This window comes from Streptomyces sp. ActVer, from assembly GCF_027270795.1.
GTDB lineage: Bacteria > Actinomycetota > Actinomycetes > Streptomycetales > Streptomycetaceae > Streptomyces > Streptomyces umbrinus_A.
The window spans coordinates 1-18,961 of sequence record NZ_JAPWHT010000016.1 but is presented as its reverse complement, the minus strand read 5'-3'; the positions used below and the strand labels follow the sequence as shown (position 1 = coordinate 18,961).

At 69.3% G+C, this 18,961-nt stretch carries 19 protein-coding genes; 6 read left to right on the top strand and 13 right to left on the bottom strand.

Annotated elements, in window-relative coordinates; all coding sequences use genetic code 11:
* Positions 1 to 17 precede the first annotated feature (17 nt).
* The 6 genes from O3Q52_RS04735 to O3Q52_RS04710 form a co-directional block, all read right to left on the bottom strand.
* A complete protein-coding gene (locus tag O3Q52_RS04735; RefSeq protein WP_269647514.1) occupies positions 18 to 1,442 on the bottom strand; it encodes a glucoamylase family protein in 1,425 nt (474 codons plus the stop codon).
* A 197-nt stretch (positions 1,443 to 1,639) separates the two neighbouring features.
* Positions 1,640 to 2,842, bottom strand: a complete 1,203-nt coding sequence (locus O3Q52_RS04730) for a glycoside hydrolase family 1 protein (RefSeq protein ID WP_269647513.1) — start codon at positions 2,840 to 2,842, stop codon at positions 1,640 to 1,642.
* 139 nt (positions 2,843 to 2,981) lie between these two features.
* Positions 2,982 to 3,851 carry a carbohydrate ABC transporter permease gene (locus O3Q52_RS04725; RefSeq protein WP_269647512.1) on the bottom strand — a complete coding sequence of 290 codons (870 nt, stop codon included), beginning with the start codon at positions 3,849 to 3,851 and terminating at the stop codon, positions 2,982 to 2,984.
* Entirely contained in the window at positions 3,848 to 4,825 is a 978-nt protein-coding gene (locus O3Q52_RS04720; RefSeq protein ID WP_269647511.1) for a carbohydrate ABC transporter permease, read from the bottom strand. The genes O3Q52_RS04725 and O3Q52_RS04720 overlap by 4 nt, the downstream gene beginning before the upstream one ends.
* A 15-nt stretch (positions 4,826 to 4,840) precedes the next feature.
* Positions 4,841 to 6,085 carry a sugar ABC transporter substrate-binding protein gene (locus O3Q52_RS04715; RefSeq protein WP_269647510.1) on the bottom strand — a complete coding sequence of 415 codons (1,245 nt, stop codon included), beginning with the start codon at positions 6,083 to 6,085 and terminating at the stop codon, positions 4,841 to 4,843.
* A gap of 644 nt (positions 6,086 to 6,729) precedes the next feature.
* The gene (locus O3Q52_RS04710; RefSeq protein WP_269647509.1) at positions 6,730 to 7,818 is read right to left on the bottom strand and encodes a LacI family DNA-binding transcriptional regulator; all 1,089 of its coding nucleotides are present in this window, start codon (positions 7,816 to 7,818) and stop codon (positions 6,730 to 6,732) included.
* 254 nt (positions 7,819 to 8,072) lie between these two features.
* On the opposite strand from O3Q52_RS04710, the gene O3Q52_RS04705 reads away from it, so the two are divergent.
* Both O3Q52_RS04705 and O3Q52_RS04700 read left to right on the top strand, forming a co-directional pair.
* Complete coding sequence (locus tag O3Q52_RS04705) at positions 8,073 to 8,954, top strand: MFS transporter (RefSeq protein WP_269647508.1); 882 nt, start codon at positions 8,073 to 8,075, stop codon at positions 8,952 to 8,954.
* Between the two features lie 554 nt (positions 8,955 to 9,508).
* A complete protein-coding gene (locus tag O3Q52_RS04700; protein ID WP_269647507.1) occupies positions 9,509 to 10,279 on the top strand; it encodes a YhjD/YihY/BrkB family envelope integrity protein in 771 nt (256 codons plus the stop codon).
* Between the two features lie 98 nt (positions 10,280 to 10,377).
* Here O3Q52_RS04700 and O3Q52_RS04695 read toward each other — a convergent pair whose 3' ends face one another.
* Together O3Q52_RS04695 and O3Q52_RS04690 are read right to left on the bottom strand one after the other, a co-directional pair.
* Positions 10,378 to 11,664 (bottom strand): MFS transporter, encoded by a 1,287-nt coding sequence (locus O3Q52_RS04695; RefSeq protein WP_269647506.1) that lies wholly within the window; start codon positions 11,662 to 11,664, stop codon positions 10,378 to 10,380.
* Complete coding sequence (locus tag O3Q52_RS04690) at positions 11,661 to 12,149, bottom strand: MarR family winged helix-turn-helix transcriptional regulator (RefSeq protein ID WP_269647505.1); 489 nt, start codon at positions 12,147 to 12,149, stop codon at positions 11,661 to 11,663. The genes O3Q52_RS04695 and O3Q52_RS04690 overlap by 4 nt, the downstream gene beginning before the upstream one ends.
* A 407-nt stretch (positions 12,150 to 12,556) precedes the next feature.
* Between O3Q52_RS04690 and O3Q52_RS04685 the strand changes: the two genes are divergently transcribed.
* The 3 genes from O3Q52_RS04685 to O3Q52_RS04675 all read left to right on the top strand — a co-directional run bounded on the left by O3Q52_RS04685 (position 12,557) and on the right by O3Q52_RS04675 (position 14,316).
* Positions 12,557 to 12,796, top strand: coding sequence for a hypothetical protein (locus O3Q52_RS04685; RefSeq protein WP_269647504.1), 240 nt, complete (start codon positions 12,557 to 12,559; stop codon positions 12,794 to 12,796).
* 316 nt (positions 12,797 to 13,112) lie between these two features.
* The gene (locus tag O3Q52_RS04680) at positions 13,113 to 13,466 is read left to right on the top strand and encodes a hypothetical protein (protein WP_269647503.1); all 354 of its coding nucleotides are present in this window, start codon (positions 13,113 to 13,115) and stop codon (positions 13,464 to 13,466) included.
* A gap of 289 nt (positions 13,467 to 13,755) precedes the next feature.
* Positions 13,756 to 14,316 (top strand): AAA family ATPase, encoded by a 561-nt coding sequence (locus tag O3Q52_RS04675; RefSeq protein ID WP_269647502.1) that lies wholly within the window; start codon positions 13,756 to 13,758, stop codon positions 14,314 to 14,316.
* Positions 14,317 to 14,354: 38 nt separating this feature from the next.
* Here the strand turns inward: O3Q52_RS04675 and O3Q52_RS04670 are convergent, their stop codons facing one another.
* The 3 genes from O3Q52_RS04670 to O3Q52_RS04660 all read right to left on the bottom strand — a co-directional run bounded on the left by O3Q52_RS04670 (position 14,355) and on the right by O3Q52_RS04660 (position 17,101).
* Complete coding sequence (locus O3Q52_RS04670) at positions 14,355 to 14,717, bottom strand: methyltransferase domain-containing protein (RefSeq protein ID WP_269647543.1); 363 nt, start codon at positions 14,715 to 14,717, stop codon at positions 14,355 to 14,357.
* A gap of 220 nt (positions 14,718 to 14,937) precedes the next feature.
* Positions 14,938 to 15,876 (bottom strand): sigma-70 family RNA polymerase sigma factor, encoded by a 939-nt coding sequence (locus tag O3Q52_RS04665; RefSeq protein ID WP_269647501.1) that lies wholly within the window; start codon positions 15,874 to 15,876, stop codon positions 14,938 to 14,940.
* Between the two features lie 10 nt (positions 15,877 to 15,886).
* A complete protein-coding gene (locus O3Q52_RS04660) occupies positions 15,887 to 17,101 on the bottom strand; it encodes an NAD(P)/FAD-dependent oxidoreductase (protein WP_269647500.1) in 1,215 nt (404 codons plus the stop codon).
* Positions 17,102 to 17,491: 390 nt separating this feature from the next.
* Between O3Q52_RS04660 and O3Q52_RS04655 the strand changes: the two genes are divergently transcribed.
* Positions 17,492 to 17,941, top strand: coding sequence for a spore-associated protein (locus O3Q52_RS04655; RefSeq protein ID WP_269647499.1), 450 nt, complete (start codon positions 17,492 to 17,494; stop codon positions 17,939 to 17,941).
* 354 nt (positions 17,942 to 18,295) lie between these two features.
* On the opposite strand, the gene O3Q52_RS04650 is transcribed toward O3Q52_RS04655, so the two are convergent.
* A complete protein-coding gene (locus tag O3Q52_RS04650) occupies positions 18,296 to 18,538 on the bottom strand; it encodes a DUF6411 family protein (RefSeq protein ID WP_269647498.1) in 243 nt (80 codons plus the stop codon).
* 132 nt (positions 18,539 to 18,670) lie between these two features.
* On the bottom strand, positions 18,671 to 18,961 hold a 291-nt coding region (locus tag O3Q52_RS04645; RefSeq protein ID WP_269647497.1), incomplete at its 5' end, for a dihydrofolate reductase family protein.

The following is an 18,961-nucleotide window of genomic DNA, read 5'->3' as shown; positions in this document are numbered from 1 at the left end:
GGCGATGCCCCTCCCGTCTAGAGGGAGAACCGCTCCTTTCCGAGCAGCGGGCGTACCCGGGTGTGGAAGCCTGACGTGCGGAACGGTGCTTGGAGCAGGCCCGGTTGCAGGTGTTGCGCGATGGCTGCGGTGATCATGCCTTGGTCGAGGGCGAGGACGTAGTCGCTCACGCGGCCGGTGGTGACGTCGACGGAGTCGCGGAAGCCGTAGCGGTCGTCGTAGGTGCCGAAGGTGCGGTCGAGGGCGCGGAGGTTGGAGAGGGCCTCGGCCGGGGCCTGGGGCAGGGCCAGGAAGGAGGCGTGCGGGGTGACGACACCCAGGGAGTTGTAGCCGTCCTCCTGCATGCCTATCGCGTCGACTCCGTACTCGCGGTAGCCGCCGGCGGGAATCGAGGCCGGTGAGAAGCCCCAGTAGCCGTACTCCTCCTCGATCAGGCCGTGTTCGATCTGGCTGCGCACGTAACGTCGGTGTGTGGTGCCCCAGGAGCGTGGGGACCACTCCGATTCGGGCACGAACAGCGGGACCATCAACGCCTCGAACATGGAGCCGCCCCAGGTGGGGACGAGTCTCCGGCCGCGGTAGGTGTAGTGGCCCTCCCAGACGCGTACGCCGTCGATCTCGACGTACTCGCCCTGCGGTTCCTGTTCCTGGCCCATGCCCGGGAGCAGGGTGCGCATCAGGTGCCAGTAGTGCTCGGTGGGCAGTGAGCCGTCGGCGATGCCGAGGTAACTGGCCATACGGGGCTCGGTGTTGAGGGCGCCGTAGTGGTGGCCGGTGGGTTCGCCCTTGCCCGGCTTGTCCGGCCAGAAGCCGCCGCGCAGTTGTCCGGGGCCGGCGACCGGGTCGGCCGGATCGAAGGGCGTGTAGTAGTACGACCAGTCGGCGTCGGCGAGGAGAGCGGAGATACGGGGGCGCAGGCCGGGGTGGGCGTGCGCGGCGATGCGCAGGCCGGTCACCAGCCACGCGTTGTCGACGCTGGACAGGAACGGACGCAGGGGGTCACCGGTCTCCGGCCAGGCCGTCAGCAGTGAACCGTCGTGCGCGTCATACCAGTTGAACCAGAAGCCGTGGGCGCGCTCCAGGCGTTCCACGGCGGCGACCGTGCGAGCCAGCCGACTGCGCATGGTGGCAGCGGAGATGACCCCGAGTCCGGCGGCCGCGACGGTGGACCACAGGCCGCAGCCGATGTTGGTCGGCGAGGTCTGCGCGGACGGCACCGGCGTACCGCTCCCGCTGACGTCGATCTTGTCGGCGGCCAGGCCGAGTTCGGTCGTCATGGCCTCCATCGAGCGGTGCGTCGCGACGAACCAGTCGCGCAGCAGACGGCGTTCCGCGTCGGTTCGTACGGCTGGGGCGGCGTTGGCCGCGGTGGCGGTGAGGGACGTGGCGCAGGTGGCCGCGGCAGTGGTTGCGGCGGCGGTGAGGAAGCTACGACGGTTCATGCGGCTCTGGCTCCTGTGCTGTGGGCAGGCAGGCGGAAGGGTGCGTGTCCGTGGTGCGGTGGCGCGATGGCGCGGTCATGCAGTGGTGCGGTGGTGCCGGATTGTGTTGTGGGAACGGCGGGTTGTTACGCGTGCGGTGGGGGACGGGAGCCGGCCGGTGTCAGGGGCCGGCCGACTCCCGGGTTCTGGGGAGGGCGTCAGGACTCGGTGCGCGGCAGGGCGCGGTCCCGGCCCAGGCTGCCGAGCCAGACGGCGGACGGCTTCGCGGTGCGCTCGAAAGTGGTCGGGTCCACGGCGATCAGTCCGAAGGTCGGCTTGAAGGAGCCCCATTCGTAGTTGTCCAGGGCGCTCCACGCAAGGTAGCCCTGAACGTTCAGGCCGTCCTCGATGGCGGCGGCGACCGCGCCGAGGGCGCCGGTGTAGTAGTCGACGCGACGGCTGTCGTCTCCGGTGGCGATGCCGTTCTCGGTGACGATCAGGGGTGTGTCGTCGCCGATGACCTCGGCGGTGTGGCGCAGGGCGTGGCCGACGGCGGTCGGGTAGTACTCCCACTGTGTGAGGGTGCGTTCGACGTCGTCGGGGGCCGGGACAGGGCCCTCGGGGGCGATCTTGGTGCGGGTGTAGGACTGCACGCCGATCCAGTCGTCACCACGGGCGGCCTCGATGAAGACGTCCTCGCGGGGGTGCCGGTAGTCGGCGGTGACCTGCTCGGCGCCGGGCAGGGACTGGTAGACCTGGTTGGCGATGGTCCAGCCGACCTCGACGTCGGGGTGCTGGGCACGGATGGTCTTGACGGCCGCCTGGTGCGCGGCGATCACCGCGAGGGTGGTCTCCTCGTCGGGCGTGGGCAGACCCGCGGGCGGGAAGCCCTTGTCCCCGGCCTTCGCGGCTCCCGCCATGACGGCGATCATGTTCGGTTCGTTGATGGTGCACACGTGCCGCACGCCGTCGGCGATGACGGGCGCGCACCGATCGACGTAACGTACGAAGAGGTCGACGGCGCCGTCGGCGGTCCAGCCGCCGAGGTCCTCGAACCACTGCGGGACGGTGAAGTGGTGCAGGGTCACCATGGGGCGCAGACCGCGGGCGAGGGCGCCTTCGACCATGCGGCGGTAGTGCGCGATCTCGGCGTACGAGAACATGCCGCGGACCGGCTCGATGCGCGCCCACTCGATACTGAACCGGTAGTCGGTGAAGCCGAGTTCGGCGAGCAGGTCCATGTCCTGCTCCCAGCGGTGGTAGCTGTCACAGGCGTCCAGGCTGGGTTCGGCGATGCCGGCCGCGGAGTCGTGCTCCTTGCGCCACCAGTCGCTGTTGACGTTGTTGCCCTCGATCTGGTGGGCGGCGGTGGAGGCGCCCCACAGGAAGCCGTCGGGGAAGCGGGTGGTGGTGTGCGTCATCGTCCGTTTCTGTCCTTCTGATGTGGGGGTGTTGGCACGGCGACCCGGCCCGGGGGTCGGCGGAGCGACCGGCGGACACGGAGGCCGGGAGAGGCGGAAGCCGGGGGGCCGGGAGGTCGGGACAGGTGCCCGGTCGGGGCTACTTGAGGCCCGCGGTGGCGATGCCCTGGGTGAAGTGCCGTTGCAGGACGGCGAATACGGCCAGGACCGGCAGTACGACGAGGAGAGAGCCGGCCATCAGCATGCCGTTCCCGCCGCCGACCGTGCGGTTGGGATCGTTGGCGAAGGTCGCCAACGCCACCGGCAGGGTGTACTTGTCCGGGTCGTTGGTGGCGATCAAGGGCCAGATGAAGTTGTTCCAGGAGCCGAGGAAGGTGAAGATCGTCAGGGTCGCGAGGGCGGGCTTGACCAGCGGCATCACGATCCGCCAGAAGATGTACCACTCCCCCGCTCCGTCGAGACGCGCCGCCTCCAGCAGCTCGTCGGGCACGGAGAGCATGAACTGGCGCATCAGGAACACCCCGAACGCGCCGGCCGCGAAGGGCAGCACGAGTCCGGCGTACGTGTCGATCAGGCCGAGGCCGTTCATCAGCACGTACAGGGGCAGGATCATGAGGTTGCCGGGGACCATCAGGGCGGCGAGCACGAGCGCGAAGACCTTGGAGCGCCCGGTGAAGTCGAGCTTGGCCAGCGCGTAGCCGAGCATGGAGCAGAACAGCAGGTTGCTGCCGGTCACCAGGACGGCCACGATCAGCGAGTTGAGGAAGTACTGCGGCATGTCGAGCTGGTCGAGCAGGGCCGTGAAGTTGTCCAGCGTCCACCGGGAGGGGATCCACACGGGCGGGCTCGCCGTGAGGTCCTGCTTCGTCTTGAACGCGGACAGCGCCATCCACAGGAACGGGGCGGCCATCAGCAGCAGCGCGACCGTAGCGATCGTGTAGAGCAGCGGGGTGCGCACCCGTCCGGTGCGCCTGCGGGGGCGGGCCTTGGTGGCCGTGTCGGCGGTCATCGGGTGTTGTCCTTCAGCAGTCGGAGCTGGAGCACCGTGATGCCCATGATCACGACGAACAGGACGTACGCCATGGCGCTGGCGTAGCCCATGTGGAAGAAGTTGAAGCCCTCGCGGTACATGTCGAGCGACACGGTCAGCGTGGAGTCGGAGGGGCCGCCCTGGGTCATCACGAAGGGCTCCTCGAAGACGTTGAGGTAGCCGATGGTGGTGATGACCGTGGCGTACAGCAGGGTGGGGCGCAGCAGCGGGACGGTGATGCCGCGCAGTTCCTGCCAGGCACCGGCGCCGTCGAGGCGGGCCGCCTCGCGGACCTCGGCCGGGATCGCCTGGAGGCCGGCGATGCACAGCACCATGACAGTGCCAAGGTTGCGCCATACGGCCATGGTGATCAGGGACGGCATGGCCCAGGTCTCCGAGCCGAGGAAGTCCGGTGCTGTCAGGCCCACTTCGGAGGCGAGGGAGGCGATCAGCCCGTCGGAGGGGTCGAGCACGAAGCGCCAGACGACGGCCACGGCGACGATGGTCGTGACGACCGGAGCGTAGAAGCCGACCCGGAACAACGTACGGGCCCGGTCGATGCCGTTGTTCAGCAGGATCGCCGCCAGCAGTCCCAGGACGATGGTCGCGGGGACGCCGACGACCACGAAGTAGGCGGTGTTGAACAGGGCCTTGAGGAACTTGTCGTCCTGGAAGAGCTGTGTGTAGTTGTCGAGGCCGACGAACTCCGCCTCCAGCGGGCGGGTGACGTTGCGGGCGCCGAAGTCGGTGAAGCTCATCAGGAGCGTGGCGACGATCGGGAAGAGCATGAAGACGCCGAACAGCACCAGGAACGGCGTGGAGAACAGCCATCCGGTCAGGTTGTGCTTGCTCAGTGAGCGACGGCCTCGGCCGGCGCGACCGGATTTCCCGCCGCTGTCGGGGCTCTTGTCGACAGCCGCCTGCGGGACGGCCGGTCCTGTGGTGAGGGACATGAGGGGGACGCTCTCCTACTGCACGAGGCCTTCGATCTCGGACTGGGCCTTGTCCAGCGCGGCCTTCGCGGAGGACTTGCCCTGCGTGACCGACTCGATGGCCGTGTCCACCTTGGAGGTGATCTCGGTCAGCTTCGGCTGGGAGGGGGTGGCACGGGCGGTGTCCATCTGCTTCCGCCACACCTGCATGGTGGGGTCGGTGGCGAGTTCACCGGTCTTCCAGGCGGCCGTGTTGGCGGGCAGGTCGTTGGTCCGCTCGAACCAGTCGGCCTGGCCCTTGGCACCGGTCAGGTAGGAGACGAGCTCCTTGGCTGCGGCCTTGTGGTCGCTGTCGGCGGACACTGCCAGGCTGGATCCGCCGGCCATGGACACGGATGCCTCGTCGGCGGGAACGGGGGCGACGGCCCACTTGCCCTTGATGTCGGGGTAGTTCTCGTCGAGGAGGTTGGTGATCCAGGGGCCGCCGAAGAACATGGGTACGGCACCGGAGTTGAAGTCCTTGGTGACGTCGTAACCGGGGCGCACGGCCTTCTCGCTGAGGCCCTTGTCGAAGTAACTGCCGTAGTTCTCCAGCGCCTTGACGGCCGCGTCGGAGTTCACGACGGCCTTGCCGTTGTCGTCGATGATGGCGCCGCCGGCGGAGTACAGGAACTGGTAGAAGCTCTGTACGGTGTCGAGTCCGCCCGGCTGGATGGACAGGCCCCACTTGGTGTCGGCCTTCTTCTGGTAGGCCTCGGCGGCGCTCTGCAGTTCGGCCATGGTGGCCGGGGCCTTCTTGATCCCTGCCTTGGCGGCGAGGTCGGTGCGGTAGAAGAGCACGCGGGTGTCGACGTACCAGGGGACGCCGTAGGTCTTGCCGTCGTAGGAACCCTGCTGCCAGGCGGCGGGGAAGAAGTCGCCCTCGCGGAAGGTCTTGGTGTCGACCGGCTCCAGGACGCCCATGTCGGCGAACTCGCCCAGGTAGCTCCCGCCCATCTGCATCACGTCGGGCAGCTTCCCGGCGGCGGCAGCGGCGACCAGCTTCTGGTGGGCCACGTCCCAGCCGATCGGGGTGATCTTGACCTTGATGTTGGAGTGCGACTTCTCGTACTCCTTGGCGACGTCGCCGAGCTTCTCCCCCTCCGTGCCCATCGCCCACACGGTCAGGGTCTGCTTGGCGTCTGCTGCCACGCCCGCGCCACCCGAACCGCCACAGGCGGTGAGGGTGAGCGCAGACGCCAGGGTGAGTGCGATCGACCCGGTTGCGACGGCGCGATTCATGGGCGGCTCCTCCTTGAGCGGTGATGTATGCGCTGCCTGTAAGCGCATACATCACTCTGTTGCAGCGATTCCAAGCCTGGCAAGAGGGGTCCAGGTCACACTCCCGTAACGAGAGGGACATCCGTCGGGCGGCCCACACCGCCCGGCGACACAGTGTCGGCCGCGATGGTCCTGTGCGAGAGCAACGTAAAACGGATCAGTGCGCGGGGAAAGCATCTGTGCTCCAGGGCTCTCTTTGCCGACGGATGGGCGAGGCCTCGGAGGGTTGCAGCATGACCGGTGGCCGGGGTTGTCTTTGCTGGCGCGACCGTGCGATGGGTCCCGTACGCCTGCCACGGATTCGTGACTGGGGGCGGCTATGGCGGGCGCCACGGGACTGGCGCCGACGTATTCGCGGCTCGGTGAGGGCTTCGGCGGCGAGGTAGCGCGTCTCGGTGAGAGGTTCGGCGCCGAGGTAGCGCGTCTCGGTGGGAGCTTCGTGTGCGGGATCCGGTGCTGGGAGGGAGTCCCAGGGCCGCCTCCTCCCTCTCCGTGCATGCAGGGCCGAGCCCGGCCGAGACGCGGCGAGTGTGAGCCCGTGCCCGGGAGTCAGTCGGCCGGTCGGTCGCCGGCGGATGGGCCGCCGGCCTTCGGAGAGGCGGCGATCAGCCGGTCGTCGTAGAAAGGGCCGACGTCTCGTCGCAGCCGCAGCTCGCCCGGCGGACCACGCCGACCGGCAGCATCAGTGAGACGGGCTCCTCCGGAGGCTGTCCGGTCAGCCTCCGTACGAGCAGGTCGACGGCCTCCTCCCCCATGCGCACCATCGGCTGGCGCACGGTGGTCAGGGCGGGGCGCACCAGGCGGCTCAGCGGAATGCCGTCGAAGCCGGTCACCACCACGTCGTCGGGCACGCGTACACCACGGCGTTCGAGCGCCTGGAGCGCGCCCACCGCCATCTGGTCGTTGGCGAACACGAACGCCTCGGGCCGGTCGGCGTTTCCCTCGCACAGCAGGTCAGCGGCCCGGGCGCCTTCGGCCTGGGTCATCATCGGCATGCGCAGTGCCGGTGCGGCGGCAGTCTCGATCCCGGCCTCGCTGCAGGCCCGGCGAAATCCGCGGAACCGGGCCTCGACGTCCGGAGACTCGTCGACGAGCCCCACGTAGGCGAGGCGGCGCAGCCCGTGGTCGTGGACGAGGTGGCGGGTCAGCTCGTACTGACCGTCCTCGTTGGCGACCTCGACGTGGTCGAGGTGGTCGAGCGAGGGGTCCTGCGCGCGGGGGCCGGCCAGCATCACCACCGGTCGGCGCCTGGAGATCGCTTCGAGCTCCTCGGTCGGTACCGTGCGGGCCATCACCGCGAAGCCGTCCACACGGCCGGCCACCTGGGCCACGAGGTTCTCCGGGCCACCTTCGAGGGAGGCGGCGATCAGCAGCGCGTATCCGTGCCGGCGGGCCGCGCGTTCCATGCCCCGGATGATCTGGTCCGAGTAGAGCATCGCGGCATCGTCGTCCTCGGCACCGAGCGTGTCCGGGTCGGAATAGTCCGGGAAGCACAGGCCGAGGACGCCGGTCGAACGGCTGGCGAGACCGCGGGCGTTGCCGCTCGGCACGTATCCCAGTTCTCCCGCCGCGGCCAGCACCCGTTCGCGGGTGGCGGCACGCACGGAGTCGGGGCTGCGGTACACCCTGGAAACCGTGGCGATGGATACGCCGGAGCGTTCGGCCACGTCGTACACCGTGGGGATCGTGTTCACGATGCGGTGCCGTTCATGGGTCGGGCCCCCGTCTCTCCTGATGCATGCATGTAGATGAAAGCGCATTCACCCTAGGACGGGGCAGGTCTGCGAGGCAACCGGGGGCTCGGAGCCGTGCCGAGGGGGTCGCTGCTGCGGAGGTGGGGACTTCTCCCCCTGTCGTCGCCTGAAACCAGCGGGTTCAAGGCCGTCCGCCCCCGCGGGGACTCCCCCGCCGGCACTCCCGCCGTGCGGCCGGGGGCAGTGTCACCGCGATGAGCTGCTTCGCCGCGGGCGGCAGCGTGGGGTTCTTCGTCGCCCCGGCGCTGGTCACCCCGGCCCTGGACAACCTCGGGATGGGCGCGACCGCGCTCTTCATCCCGCCTTCCGTCCTCATGGGCTTCGTCCTGCTGCGCCACCACAATCGCACGTCCGATACGGCGGTCAAGACGGTGCAGCGCCAGGGCAAGGACCGGCCAGGCCGGTTCGCGGCCCTGACCGCCGTCGAGATCGTGCGGTCCACCATCTCGACCGGACTGAACACCTTCATTTCGCTGTACTGGATCCGCCACCTGGAAGCGAGCAGCGGCCTCGGTGGTCTCGCCCTGGCACTTGCACTCGGGGGTGGTGTGGCCGGCACGCTGCTCGGCGGGCGGCTGGCAGACCGCTTCGGCATGGTGCGCACCGTGCAGATCGGCAACGCGGCCATGCTGCCCGCCCTGTGGCTCATGCTGGTCTGCGACGACGAATACGTCGCGCTGCCACTTGCGCTGCTGGTCCGCCTGATCTCGAACATCCCGTTCGCCGTCCTCATCAAGCTCGGCCAGGACTACCTGCCCAGTCGGCCCGGGACCGCTGCCGGCGTCACTCTCGGCCTCGCGATGAGCGCCGGCGGACTGTTCATGCCGCTGCTGGGCATTCATCGCGACCCACTACGGTCCCCGAGGCGCACTCGCGGTACTCGCCACAGTGCCGGTACTCGCGATGCTGCTCTCCGCCTTCTTGCGCGAACCTCTCCAGGACGAACCGATGCCCGCCGAGGACAGGCCCCTCACCGCCACCTGACGTTCCGGTCAGACACACGCTGTTGCGCCCTGCCCGATGCGCGAGCAGCCGTGAACCCGACGAGCTGCGCAGCGACGCCCATGCCGCGATGAACGAGAGGTCGGCCGGTTTTCCCGCAACGGGTTCGGAGCCTGGCGGGTACCAAGGCCGCTGAGCCGGTCGCGCTTCCGGAGGGGGCGGGGCACGCTGGAACCAGCACTCGTGACGCACGGGGCCGCCCGGTGCGGGGGCGAGTCGGCATGCGGTGCATGGGAACGGGAGCACGGGACGAGGTGACCACGTATGCGCCACGGGGTCGTTCCACCGTTGCTGCAGGTTTCTCGCAGCCCTCGTCACCCTCACGAGCTTCGCGGTCCTCGCAGCCGTCGTCACTCCCTCGCACTGGAGCGGAGCGCGGGACATGCCCCGCCTGTCGGACTCGTCTGAGCCGTCCGAGCCCTCTGAGCCGTCCGGCTCAACGGGGCGTCCGGACTCTGCGGGGGCACCGGATTCCCGGCCCCCCGGCCGACCGGGCAGATGCAGTAGCGCTGGCAGGGCCAAGAACCGGACGCACCTCCAAAGCCGCAAGCACCGTTCGGCGGAACTAGGACACTTCCTCCACGACCGGGGCACGCGCGTATGGCAGCGCGGCAAAGAAGTGGAGCTGATGCACCGGGCCATGGGCTTCGCCGCACTGGGACTGGTGACGCTCGCCCCGCTGCTGATCGTGGTCGCGGCGGCCCTCCCGATCCAGGAACGCGGCTTCGCCCTGTGGATCGTCGACGGCATGGGGCTGTCCGGGCGCCCGGCCGACGCCGTACAGGACGTCTTCGCCGCACCGAGCAAGGTCCTGAGCACGACCAGCGTCCTGAGCGTGGTGCTGCTCGCGCTCTTCGGCGTGACGTTCGCGGGCAGTGTCCAGACGGGGTACGAAAAGGTGTGGGACCTGGCGGCCGGACGCTGGCACACCGTATGGCGACGCGTGGTGTGGCTCGTCGTTCTGACGGCGTATCTCTTCGCCGAAGCGCAGAGCGTGGCAGTCCTCGGGTCGGGAACCCTGCGCTCATCGGGCCGGATCGGGATGTCCACGCTGCTCGGCTGCCTCTTCTTCTGGTGGGGGCAGCGTTTCCTGCTGGGCGGCCGCATCCCCTGGCGCGCCCTCCTGCCGGGCGCCATCGCCACGGTGGTGGGTCTGGGCGGCCTGCGCCTGTTCTCGTCCCTGGTCTTCTCCCCGCTCATCGTGAGCAACGCGGTCTCGTACGGTTCCGTCGGCACCGTACTGATCGTGACGTCCTGGCTCATCGGCGTCGGCTTCGTCGTCTTCGGCGGCGCCCTCCTCGGCCGCTACTGGTACGTCCACGAACCGCACCATGTTCCGCACCCCCATCCCCACCACCGCTCTCACAACCGCTCCCGCTCGCGCTCACGGAAGCGATGAAGCTCCGAAGCGCTCGGCGGCCTGGACTGAGCAGCCCACCTGCCCGACGGATTCGTAGAGAAGTCGGAGGGCAAGCCGTTGGAACACGGTTGGAACACCTACCCAGCAGCCGTCGCCGCGTCGGCAACCTCCCGGGTGGGTGGCCCCGCGGCGGCAGGCGGCGTGCGGTAGGCGCGGAGGGGAGCATTGGTCGCGGCCACAGCGGCAATCGCCAGGATGGCGGACAGGCCTCCGGCGACCAGGGAGAAGGAGGCGGAGGTGGCCGAGGCCAGCAGGCCGCCTCGGAAGTTGCCGAGTTCGGGGCCCGCGACACCGATGACGTGTTCCACGGAGGAAACGCGTCCCCGGTACGCGTCCGGGGTCTCCAACTGGACCAGTGCGCTGCGGGTAACCACGGACACCGTGTCGGCGGCGCCCGCCAATGCCAGGCAGCCGAGCGCCAGCCACAGCGGCCCGGCCAGACCGAAGCAGGCCAGCGCCACGCCCCAGACGCCGGCCGCGGTCAGCTGGACCAGGCCGCCACGACGCCAGCGCGTCACCGTGCCGGAGAGCAGACCGGCTGTGATCCCGCCGACCGCGACGGCCGAAAGGAACAGGCCGAGGGTCTGCGGGTTGCCGTCGAAGCGGATTTCGTTGACCAGCGGGAAGAGTGCGATGGGCATGGCCAGCAACGTCGCGGACAGGTCGGTGGCCATCGAGCCCCACAGCGTCGGACGGCGCAGGACGATCCCCCAGCCGCCGCGTTCCGGTCGACGCCGGCCGCCCTTCGCGTCGACACCCTCGGGCTTCATGGCCGGGAGGCGGATCACCGCGAGCATCGAGACCGCGACGGTCACGGCTTGTACGGCGTACGCGGCCGGGAAGCCCCAGCGGGCGATGATCAGCCCGGCCAGCGCGGGCCCGGCCAGCATCGCCGCCTGGAAGGAGACGTTGGTCAGCGCGAGACCGGCCGCGACCTGGTCGGAGGGGAGCAGCCGGACCGGGAACGTACGCCGGGCAGGGGCGCCGAGCGCGCCGCAGGCGGTACCCATGGCGACCAGGGCGAGGAGCAGCGGCACGCTTCGGTTGTCCGCCAGAGCCTGGGCCAACAACCCTGCGGCGGCCAGCAGTTGGCCCGCGGCGGTGGCCCGCACCACCGCACGACGGTCGACTGAATCGGCCAACGTGCCACCGAGCAGCCCGAACAGCACCATCGGCAGGCCGGTGGCGAGCCCGATGGCGCCGGTGCCCACCGGGCTGCCGGTCAGGTCCCACACCTGGGCCAGCACCGCCACGGTGGCTGTCTGCCCTCCGAGTTGGGAGGCCGAGGTGCCGATCCACAGGTCGCGGAACGGTCGGCTGCTTCGCAGCGGACGGGTGTCGAGGAACCGGACGCGCCGTCTCATCCGGCTGGCTCGACGAGGTGGTGGAGGATCCGCTGCCGCATGGACCGGTGCTCCAACGCCCGGCGCACCTCCTCGACGACGGTGGTCAGCGCGTACGGGATCTCTGCGTCCAGCTCGGCGACCGTCGCGTGCGTGGCGCGCCACTCGGCCTCCAGGAACGGCACCAGCGACCGGCCGCGCTCGGTCAGGTCGATCCGCCGGGTGCGGGCGTCGGGGCCCGGCTCTGAGGTGACCAGGCCCTCCTTGCGCATGGCGGCGACGGTCTGACTGATCGCGGAGTGCGAGCGGTCCAGCGACTCCGCGAGCTCGCGGATGGTCAGCGGCCCGGTGTGGGCAAGCCGGATCAGCGGATAGGCGAACCGCGGCCGCACCCCCTCGATGCCACGCTCGACGTAGACCTGCTCGATCTCTGCGTCCATGGCGGCCAGCAGCTTGTGCAGTGACTGCCATGGATCGGGCAGCGCCGTGGGATCGGAATTTGTCACAGCGCTAATATAACAGCGCTGCGATAATCCCGAGAGCCCTTCACCAGGGTCTTGAGTTACGGCGGCCGCGGGGCCTGGCAAAGGAGGACGGCGGCGCCCCAGCCCCCGAACTCCTCGGCCGCGCGCACCACTTCGACCGTCTCGGCGAGTTGTCCGCCGACCGCGGCCGCCTGCTTCAGGTCCCGGTTCAGCGCGTCGACTCAGGAGAAGCCGTCCCGTGGTTGACAGCCGGCACGTGTACGTCACCACCACCGGAGTCGGCAGTGAGGCTTGTGCACCACTGGTGACAAGTTTGTGACGGTTGACGCTGAAGGTTCGCCTGAAGATCCACTCGGCCCTGACTTGGAGCTTCCGGGCCGGGTACGGCAACGACCCGGCCGTTCGACGATCATGGGGGTATGTGCCTGATGGCACGTCAGTTCAAGCGCGTTTCCATAGTGTTCGCGACCACGTCCCTGGCCTTCGGAGGCGCACTCGTCGTCGGGCCTGCCGCCCAGGCGAACACTCAACACTGCAGTAACAGCGGGCCGTTGCTCCTGGAGCTCGACACGTCGGGCGAGAACATCGACATCGAGTACTCGTTCTGCGTCGACAAGTCGGAGGGCGGCAAGTGGTACGGCGTCCCGGGCTCGACCGGCCTGTCCTGACCCGGCGTCCCTGACCTGTCGTCAAGCCCGGTTCCCACGCGCACCGCATATGCCCGCGCGACCGGCCCGACGGGGCGCTGAACTGCACTTCGCCCGGCCCGGTGTCCACGAGGTCTTGCGCGGCCCGGCCGGGTGCTTCGATCCGAACACGCGGGTCTCCAACGAGAGTTGTCAGCAGTGCCTGGAGCACCGCAGGCTAGCTTCGGGCCCCCCGGACCGCCGTGGGTATGTCTGCCGCGGTCCGCTTGTCCTGGTACGGGGCCAGGAACGCGGTCAGCGCGGCCAGCATTGCTTCTGGGACTTCCTCGGCTGGATAGTGGCCACACTCAGGGAGGACAAGGCTCGCCACGTCATCGGCGGCGAGCTTCATCGTTTCGCTGACCGGTGTGCCCATGTTCTCCGCTCCCCCGATCGCCAGGACGGGGAGGGACAGCCGTCGGGTCCGGCGCTTCTGGTTCTGCGCGATGGTCGCATCGAGTGCGCGGTAGAAGCCGACGCCCGTACCCTCGACGAGCTCGCCACGTTCGTCGTCGCCGTCAACCAGTCGCTGGCCGTCCTGAGCCGTGCCGGCACCTCGGACGCCGAGCTGCGCTCCGTGACCCGGCTCGCCTGCACAACGGTGGCGGACACCCTCGCCCGAGCAGCATCCGAGGAAGTCACCCAAAGCTGACGGGCACCGGCTCCGCCGGACCAGGTGAGCCGTCGCGCCTGACGCCCCGAACGATGCGGACGGCAGCTGCAGCCCGCCGTCGCCACGAACCCGCTCGCCGCCGGCGGAACCTCAGCACCTGTGGCACCGACAGCGCGAACCAGCCCATATCTCATTGGGTTTGGGCCCCAGTTGGCGATCGCTCGGGCATGATCTGTCACTGCGAATGACCCCACCCTGGCGTCGCGAGGTGTCTTGGACACGGCCGCGCCCAGGGCGCGGGTCGCCGACGATGAGGTGGGAGAAGCGTGTGATCGTCTGGGTGAACGGTGCGTTCGGCAGCGGGAAGAGCACGCTGGTGGATGAACTGCGTCCGCGTTGGCCCGAGGCGCTGGTCTACGACCCGGAGATGATCGGGTATGTGCTGCGCGAGATCGTCGAGGTGCCGACCGGCGATTTCCAGGATCTGCGATTGTGGCGGCGGCAGGTCGCGGACCTGGCCGTGGGTCTGGTCCAGGAGTATCAACGCCCGGTCCTGGTGCCCATGACGCTGGTCAATCCCGGGTATGTCGGCGAGATCTTCGGCGCACTCAAGGACGCGGGCATCGTCACCCACCACTTCTTCCTCAAAGTCCCGCCGGAAGTCTTGGTGAAGCGGATCGACGGACGGAGCTTCACCCCCGACGATCCCGCCAAGGACGAACAGGTCCGACAGTGGTGCAAAGACAGGATCGAGCCGTGCACGACCGCGGCCGACACCTTGCCCGGCGACACCGTGTTCCTGGACGGCGAACTACCCCCGCAGGAACTGGCCGCCAGCGTGCTTGCCCGCGTCAGCGCCGGCCTGAACGGTCCCACTGGCCTGCTCTAGTGGCTGCCGCCGCCGATTTTCGGGTCACCGAGAGCAGATCACAGTGATGAGGGTGAACGATGCGTAGAAGGAGCCTTCAGCCTGCCGAGGCTGCGTCCGATGGTGGCGTGGCGGACCACTTCCTCAGTGGTGTACCGAGTGAAGGCACGGCTGGTCTGAAGATCCTCCGCATCGACGACCAAAGTGTCCCAGTCGGGCTCGACAAGACCGACCAGGGCACCTGACCGGGTGACACGGTGCAATTGGACGAGAGCATCACCAGGCTCAGCAACGTGCATCAGAACCCGGTCGATCTTGGCCCTGTCCACAGATCCCGACTCGACAGGAAGCGCGTGCACGTCACCCTCCCGAACCTCCACTCCTCGCAGGCCACTTGCACGTTCACGTGCCTGGGCGAGCATGGTCGCATCGCGATCGACCCCGATCACTGTGCCGTGCTCACCGACCTTCTCAGCCAGACCTCAACCCGGCCGAGGGTGTGTGGGCCCACCTGAAGAACAGCCTGGGAAAGCTGGCTCCGTGCAGCATCGATGAACTCACCGCACTGGCCCGCACCCGCCTCAAACGGATGCAGTTCCCAGTCCGGACTGGGAACTGCGCATTACGCGGCAGAGACGCCGGTCACCATTGGCCGATGGCCGGCGCGTCGGGTTCGTGCTGCCGCCACATCCGGGTGAGGCGGGCGAGCCGTTCCGCGGCGGCGAAGCCGTGCAGCGCCGCCACCTTGCCGTCCCTGATCTCGAACGCCGCGGCGCCCACGATCCGGTCCTCGAGCGCGGCGAGCACGGCGGGCCAGCCGTTGATCTGCCCGATGTGGAACGTGGGCGAGCCGCCGGCCAGGCGCCGCTTCGCGGGAGTGGGTTTGAAGGCGGTCCGCATCATGGCGGCAATGCGCTCGGGGGTCTCGTAACGCCACAGCGTCCTCGCGAGTCCCGCGCCGTCGGAGATCGCGGTCGCGTCGTCGGTGAGGAGCGCCACCAGACGTTCGGTTCGGCCCGAGGACGCGGCGGCGAGGAACTCCTCGAGGACCTTGCGCGCGGACGCCGGGTCGACCTCACCGCCGCCACGGCGCGCGGCTGCGACCCGGCGCCGGGCCCGGTGGACGTGCTGCTGGCTCGCGGACTCCGAGATGTCGAGGATCCCGGCGATCTCGGAGTGGGGGTAGGAAAATGCCTCGCGCAGGACGTAGACGGCCCGTTCGACCGGTGAGAGTCGCTCCATCAGGGTCAGGACGGCGAGCGACACCGATTCGCGCTGCTCGAAGGTGTCGGCCGGGCCGAGCATCGGGTCGCTGTCGAGAAGCGGCTCGGGCATCCAGGCGCCGGCCGAGCGTTCGCGGCGCACCGGTGCCGAGCGGAGCCGGTCCAGGCACAGGTTGGTGACGACTTTGGTCAGCCACGCCTCCGGCACCTCGATCCGTTCCCGGTCGGCGGCGTGCCAGCGCAGGTACGCGTCCTGCACGATGTCCTCGGCGTCGGCTGCCGAGCCGAGCAGACGGTACGCGAGCGAGGCCAGCCGTGCCCGGCCGGCCTCGAAGCGATGAGCGCCGGTGCTCTCCATGTAGACGACCTTATGCGGCAGCATTCTCGGGCGCGGTGGCAACGGCCGTGGTGTCGGCAGCCGTCGTGGTGGCGGTCAGGCGGCGCTTGCGCTTCGGCATGCCGAAGGTCGGGTGCGAGGTGGCCCACAGGCTGCCCCTGAGGACGCCCGCCTTCAACCGCGCGGCTTTCCGGCCGCCCACGAACCAGGACTTCGCCCGTGCGTCGCCATCGACCATCTGAAAGATCGCGTCGTACCGCCCGAGGCTGATGTGGTTGCCGAAGTAGGTCTTCTTGCCACTCGAAACCCGGCGTCCGGTCAGCCGTCCCACGATCGCGTCCGTCGCCTGCATGTTGGTATGGCCCGCCGAGGCGCAGGACATCGGCAGTGGCCGGCCGTTGTCGCCGATCGCGTACGCGCTGTCGCCCGCGGCGTAGACGTCCGGGTGCGAGACCGAGCGCATGGTGTCGTCGACGACGATCCGGCCGTCCTCGGTGACCTCGAGACCGGCGGCGGCCGCGATGGGGCCGACGGCGAACCCGGCCGTCCACACGGTCGCGTCGGCCGGGAAGGAGGTGCCGTCCGCACCGACCGCGTCCGTCGCCCCGACGGCTTCGACGCCGGCGTGCTCGTGGACGGTGATGCCCAGCCGGTCGAAGGCCTCCCGCAGGTGGAGCCGGGCCCCCGGGGAGAGCCAGGCTCCCAGCTCACCACGGGCGGCGAGTGCCACGGAAAGACCTGGACGCGACTCGGCGATCTCGGCGGCGGTTTCGATGCCGGTCAGGCCCTCGCCGACGACCAGCACGGTGCCGACTCCGCCCAGACTGTCCAGGCGTGCGCGCAGCCGCAGCGCCGACGGCCGTCCCGCGACGTCGAAGGCGTGCTCGGCCACACCAGGGACACCGTGGTCGGCGACCCGGCTGCCGAGCGTGTACAGCAGCGTGTCGTATCCGAGCTCGCCGTCACCGTCCTCGCCGGTCACGGCGACGGTCCTGCGCTCCGGATCCACCGCGGTGACGCGCGCCACGCGCAGCTGTACCCCGGTGCCCGCGAACACGTCGGCGAGCCGCCGGGTCGCGAGTTCCCGGCCCGCCGCGAGCTGGTGCATGCGCATCCGCTCGGCGAAGACCGGCTCGGCGTTGACGACGGTGATCTCGGTGTCGGTGGGCGAGAGGCGGCGGGCAAGACTCCCGGCGGCGAAGGCCCCGGCGTAACCGGCGCCGAGGACGAGGATGCGGTGCTTCATGGTGGGCTCCTGTCTGAATCGCTTGCCCCTTGAGCGGGACAGCGCAGCGATTCCTGACAGGAGCCGGGTGTGAGGTGGGTCACCGGACCGGTGCCGGTGGCCGTTGGTTCTCCGCGCCGTGCTGCCGGAGGGCTACGACCACGAACCTCCGAGGCCTGATCCCGGTCCCGCGAGGCCCCGAACCGAAAACCTCAGTAGCGGAGTCCGAGAACCGATGCCGCTCAACAGGCAGCCGCCCAGGGCGCGTTCGGGCGACAGCACGCCCCTCGGCCCGAACTGCCCCGACGACAACATGCGGGGCTCTCGCGCGAAACCGTGCACAACCATTCGGATGCCCCGCGTGTCACACCAGGCAGGAGCAAACGCCTGCAAGAAGCACAAGGGGGAAATATGAGATTCAACCGTTCCGTCCTGGCCGGCGCCGCTTTGGCAGCCCTGTCAGTGGGGGCCACCACCGCGTTGGCGGCGCCCGCCTCCGCCGCACCCAACACCACACCGCAGAAGGTCTGCGGAAGCAGCTACAAGACCGTGAACTCGGCGCCCGTCGGCTCGTTGGGCACCGTCTACCTGACGTACAACTCGTCGAACGGCGAGAACTGCGTCGCGACCATCCGCAACAACCCCGGCACCGCAGTGGACATGTCCACCTGGATCTACGTCCCCGACACCGATGAAGGTGCGGAGGACTACGGGCGGTACACCTCGTACGCGGGTCCGGCCTACGTGTACGGCAAGGCCCACTGCGTCGACTGGGGCGGTCACATCAACAACGTGTACGTGCAGATAACCGGCTCCAACTGCCAGGCGCTCAAGGAGCGCCGAGCCACCTTCACCCGCTGACCCGCTCCTCCCCCGGCCACCACCTTCCCGTACCGCCGACTCCCGCCACCGACCATGCGGAGCCGACGGTAATCGCGACCGCGCCCACGACCAGCCGCTCGCACGGGAACCCGTAGTGGTTCGGCCCGCCCTGGCAGACTCATGGAGTTCTGCCAGGGCGGGGGCGCGTTCGCGCCCTCCGACGCATGCGACACGCCGTGTCACGGCCTCTGGAGCGGATCCATGACACCTGCTCCGCCTCGTCCAGTGTTTGCAGCAGACGTACCGCTGCGCTCCAGTCCCGGCTCGACATCCCTTGTTGTCAGGCCCGCACTTGAGAACCCATCCTCGATCAGTCGGCAGCGCTACGGCCGGTCAGAAAGGCATCCGGCCCCGCGTACGACGGCCGGCGGCGCCGCTGCGGCCGACGGCTCGGGAGCTGCTGCTGAAGGGTTTGCGCAGCAGCCTGCCCAGCGGACCTGGCGCCTTGCCCGCGACCTGACCGCCGGCTCCGAGGGTGCGTTGCGTTCCGTTTTGGGGGTGGCGTGACAGCCTGGGCAGCAGGAACGCGAGCACGAGCAGTACGACGCAGACGGCAACGATACCGACGATCATCATGAATTGACTCCTCCTTCATGGGGTTCTTCACTGGGTCCTTCACCCGGTCCTTCGTTGGGCGAAGTGTCCGGGTACCCACATGCCGACGTCGCACGCTGCGTTCGACACCCCCACCCCTGCTGCTCGATCGGCTCAGCGTCGGACGCGGTAGCGGATGTGGGTCGCCTCCGGTGTGTCGATCACCTGGACGATCTCCAACTCGATCTGCGACGGCAGGACGTCGAACAGTCGATGGCCGCCGCCGAGCAGCACCGGGATCTGATGGATCTGCACCTCGTCCAGTACCCCGGCCGCGAGCGCCCGTTGGGCCGTGTACGCGCCGTGCACCAGGACGTTCCGGTCCCCGGCTGCGGCCTTCGCCTGTGCCATCGCGCTTTCGATGCCGTCGGCCACGTACGTCACCAGCGGATAGCCCCACCGGGC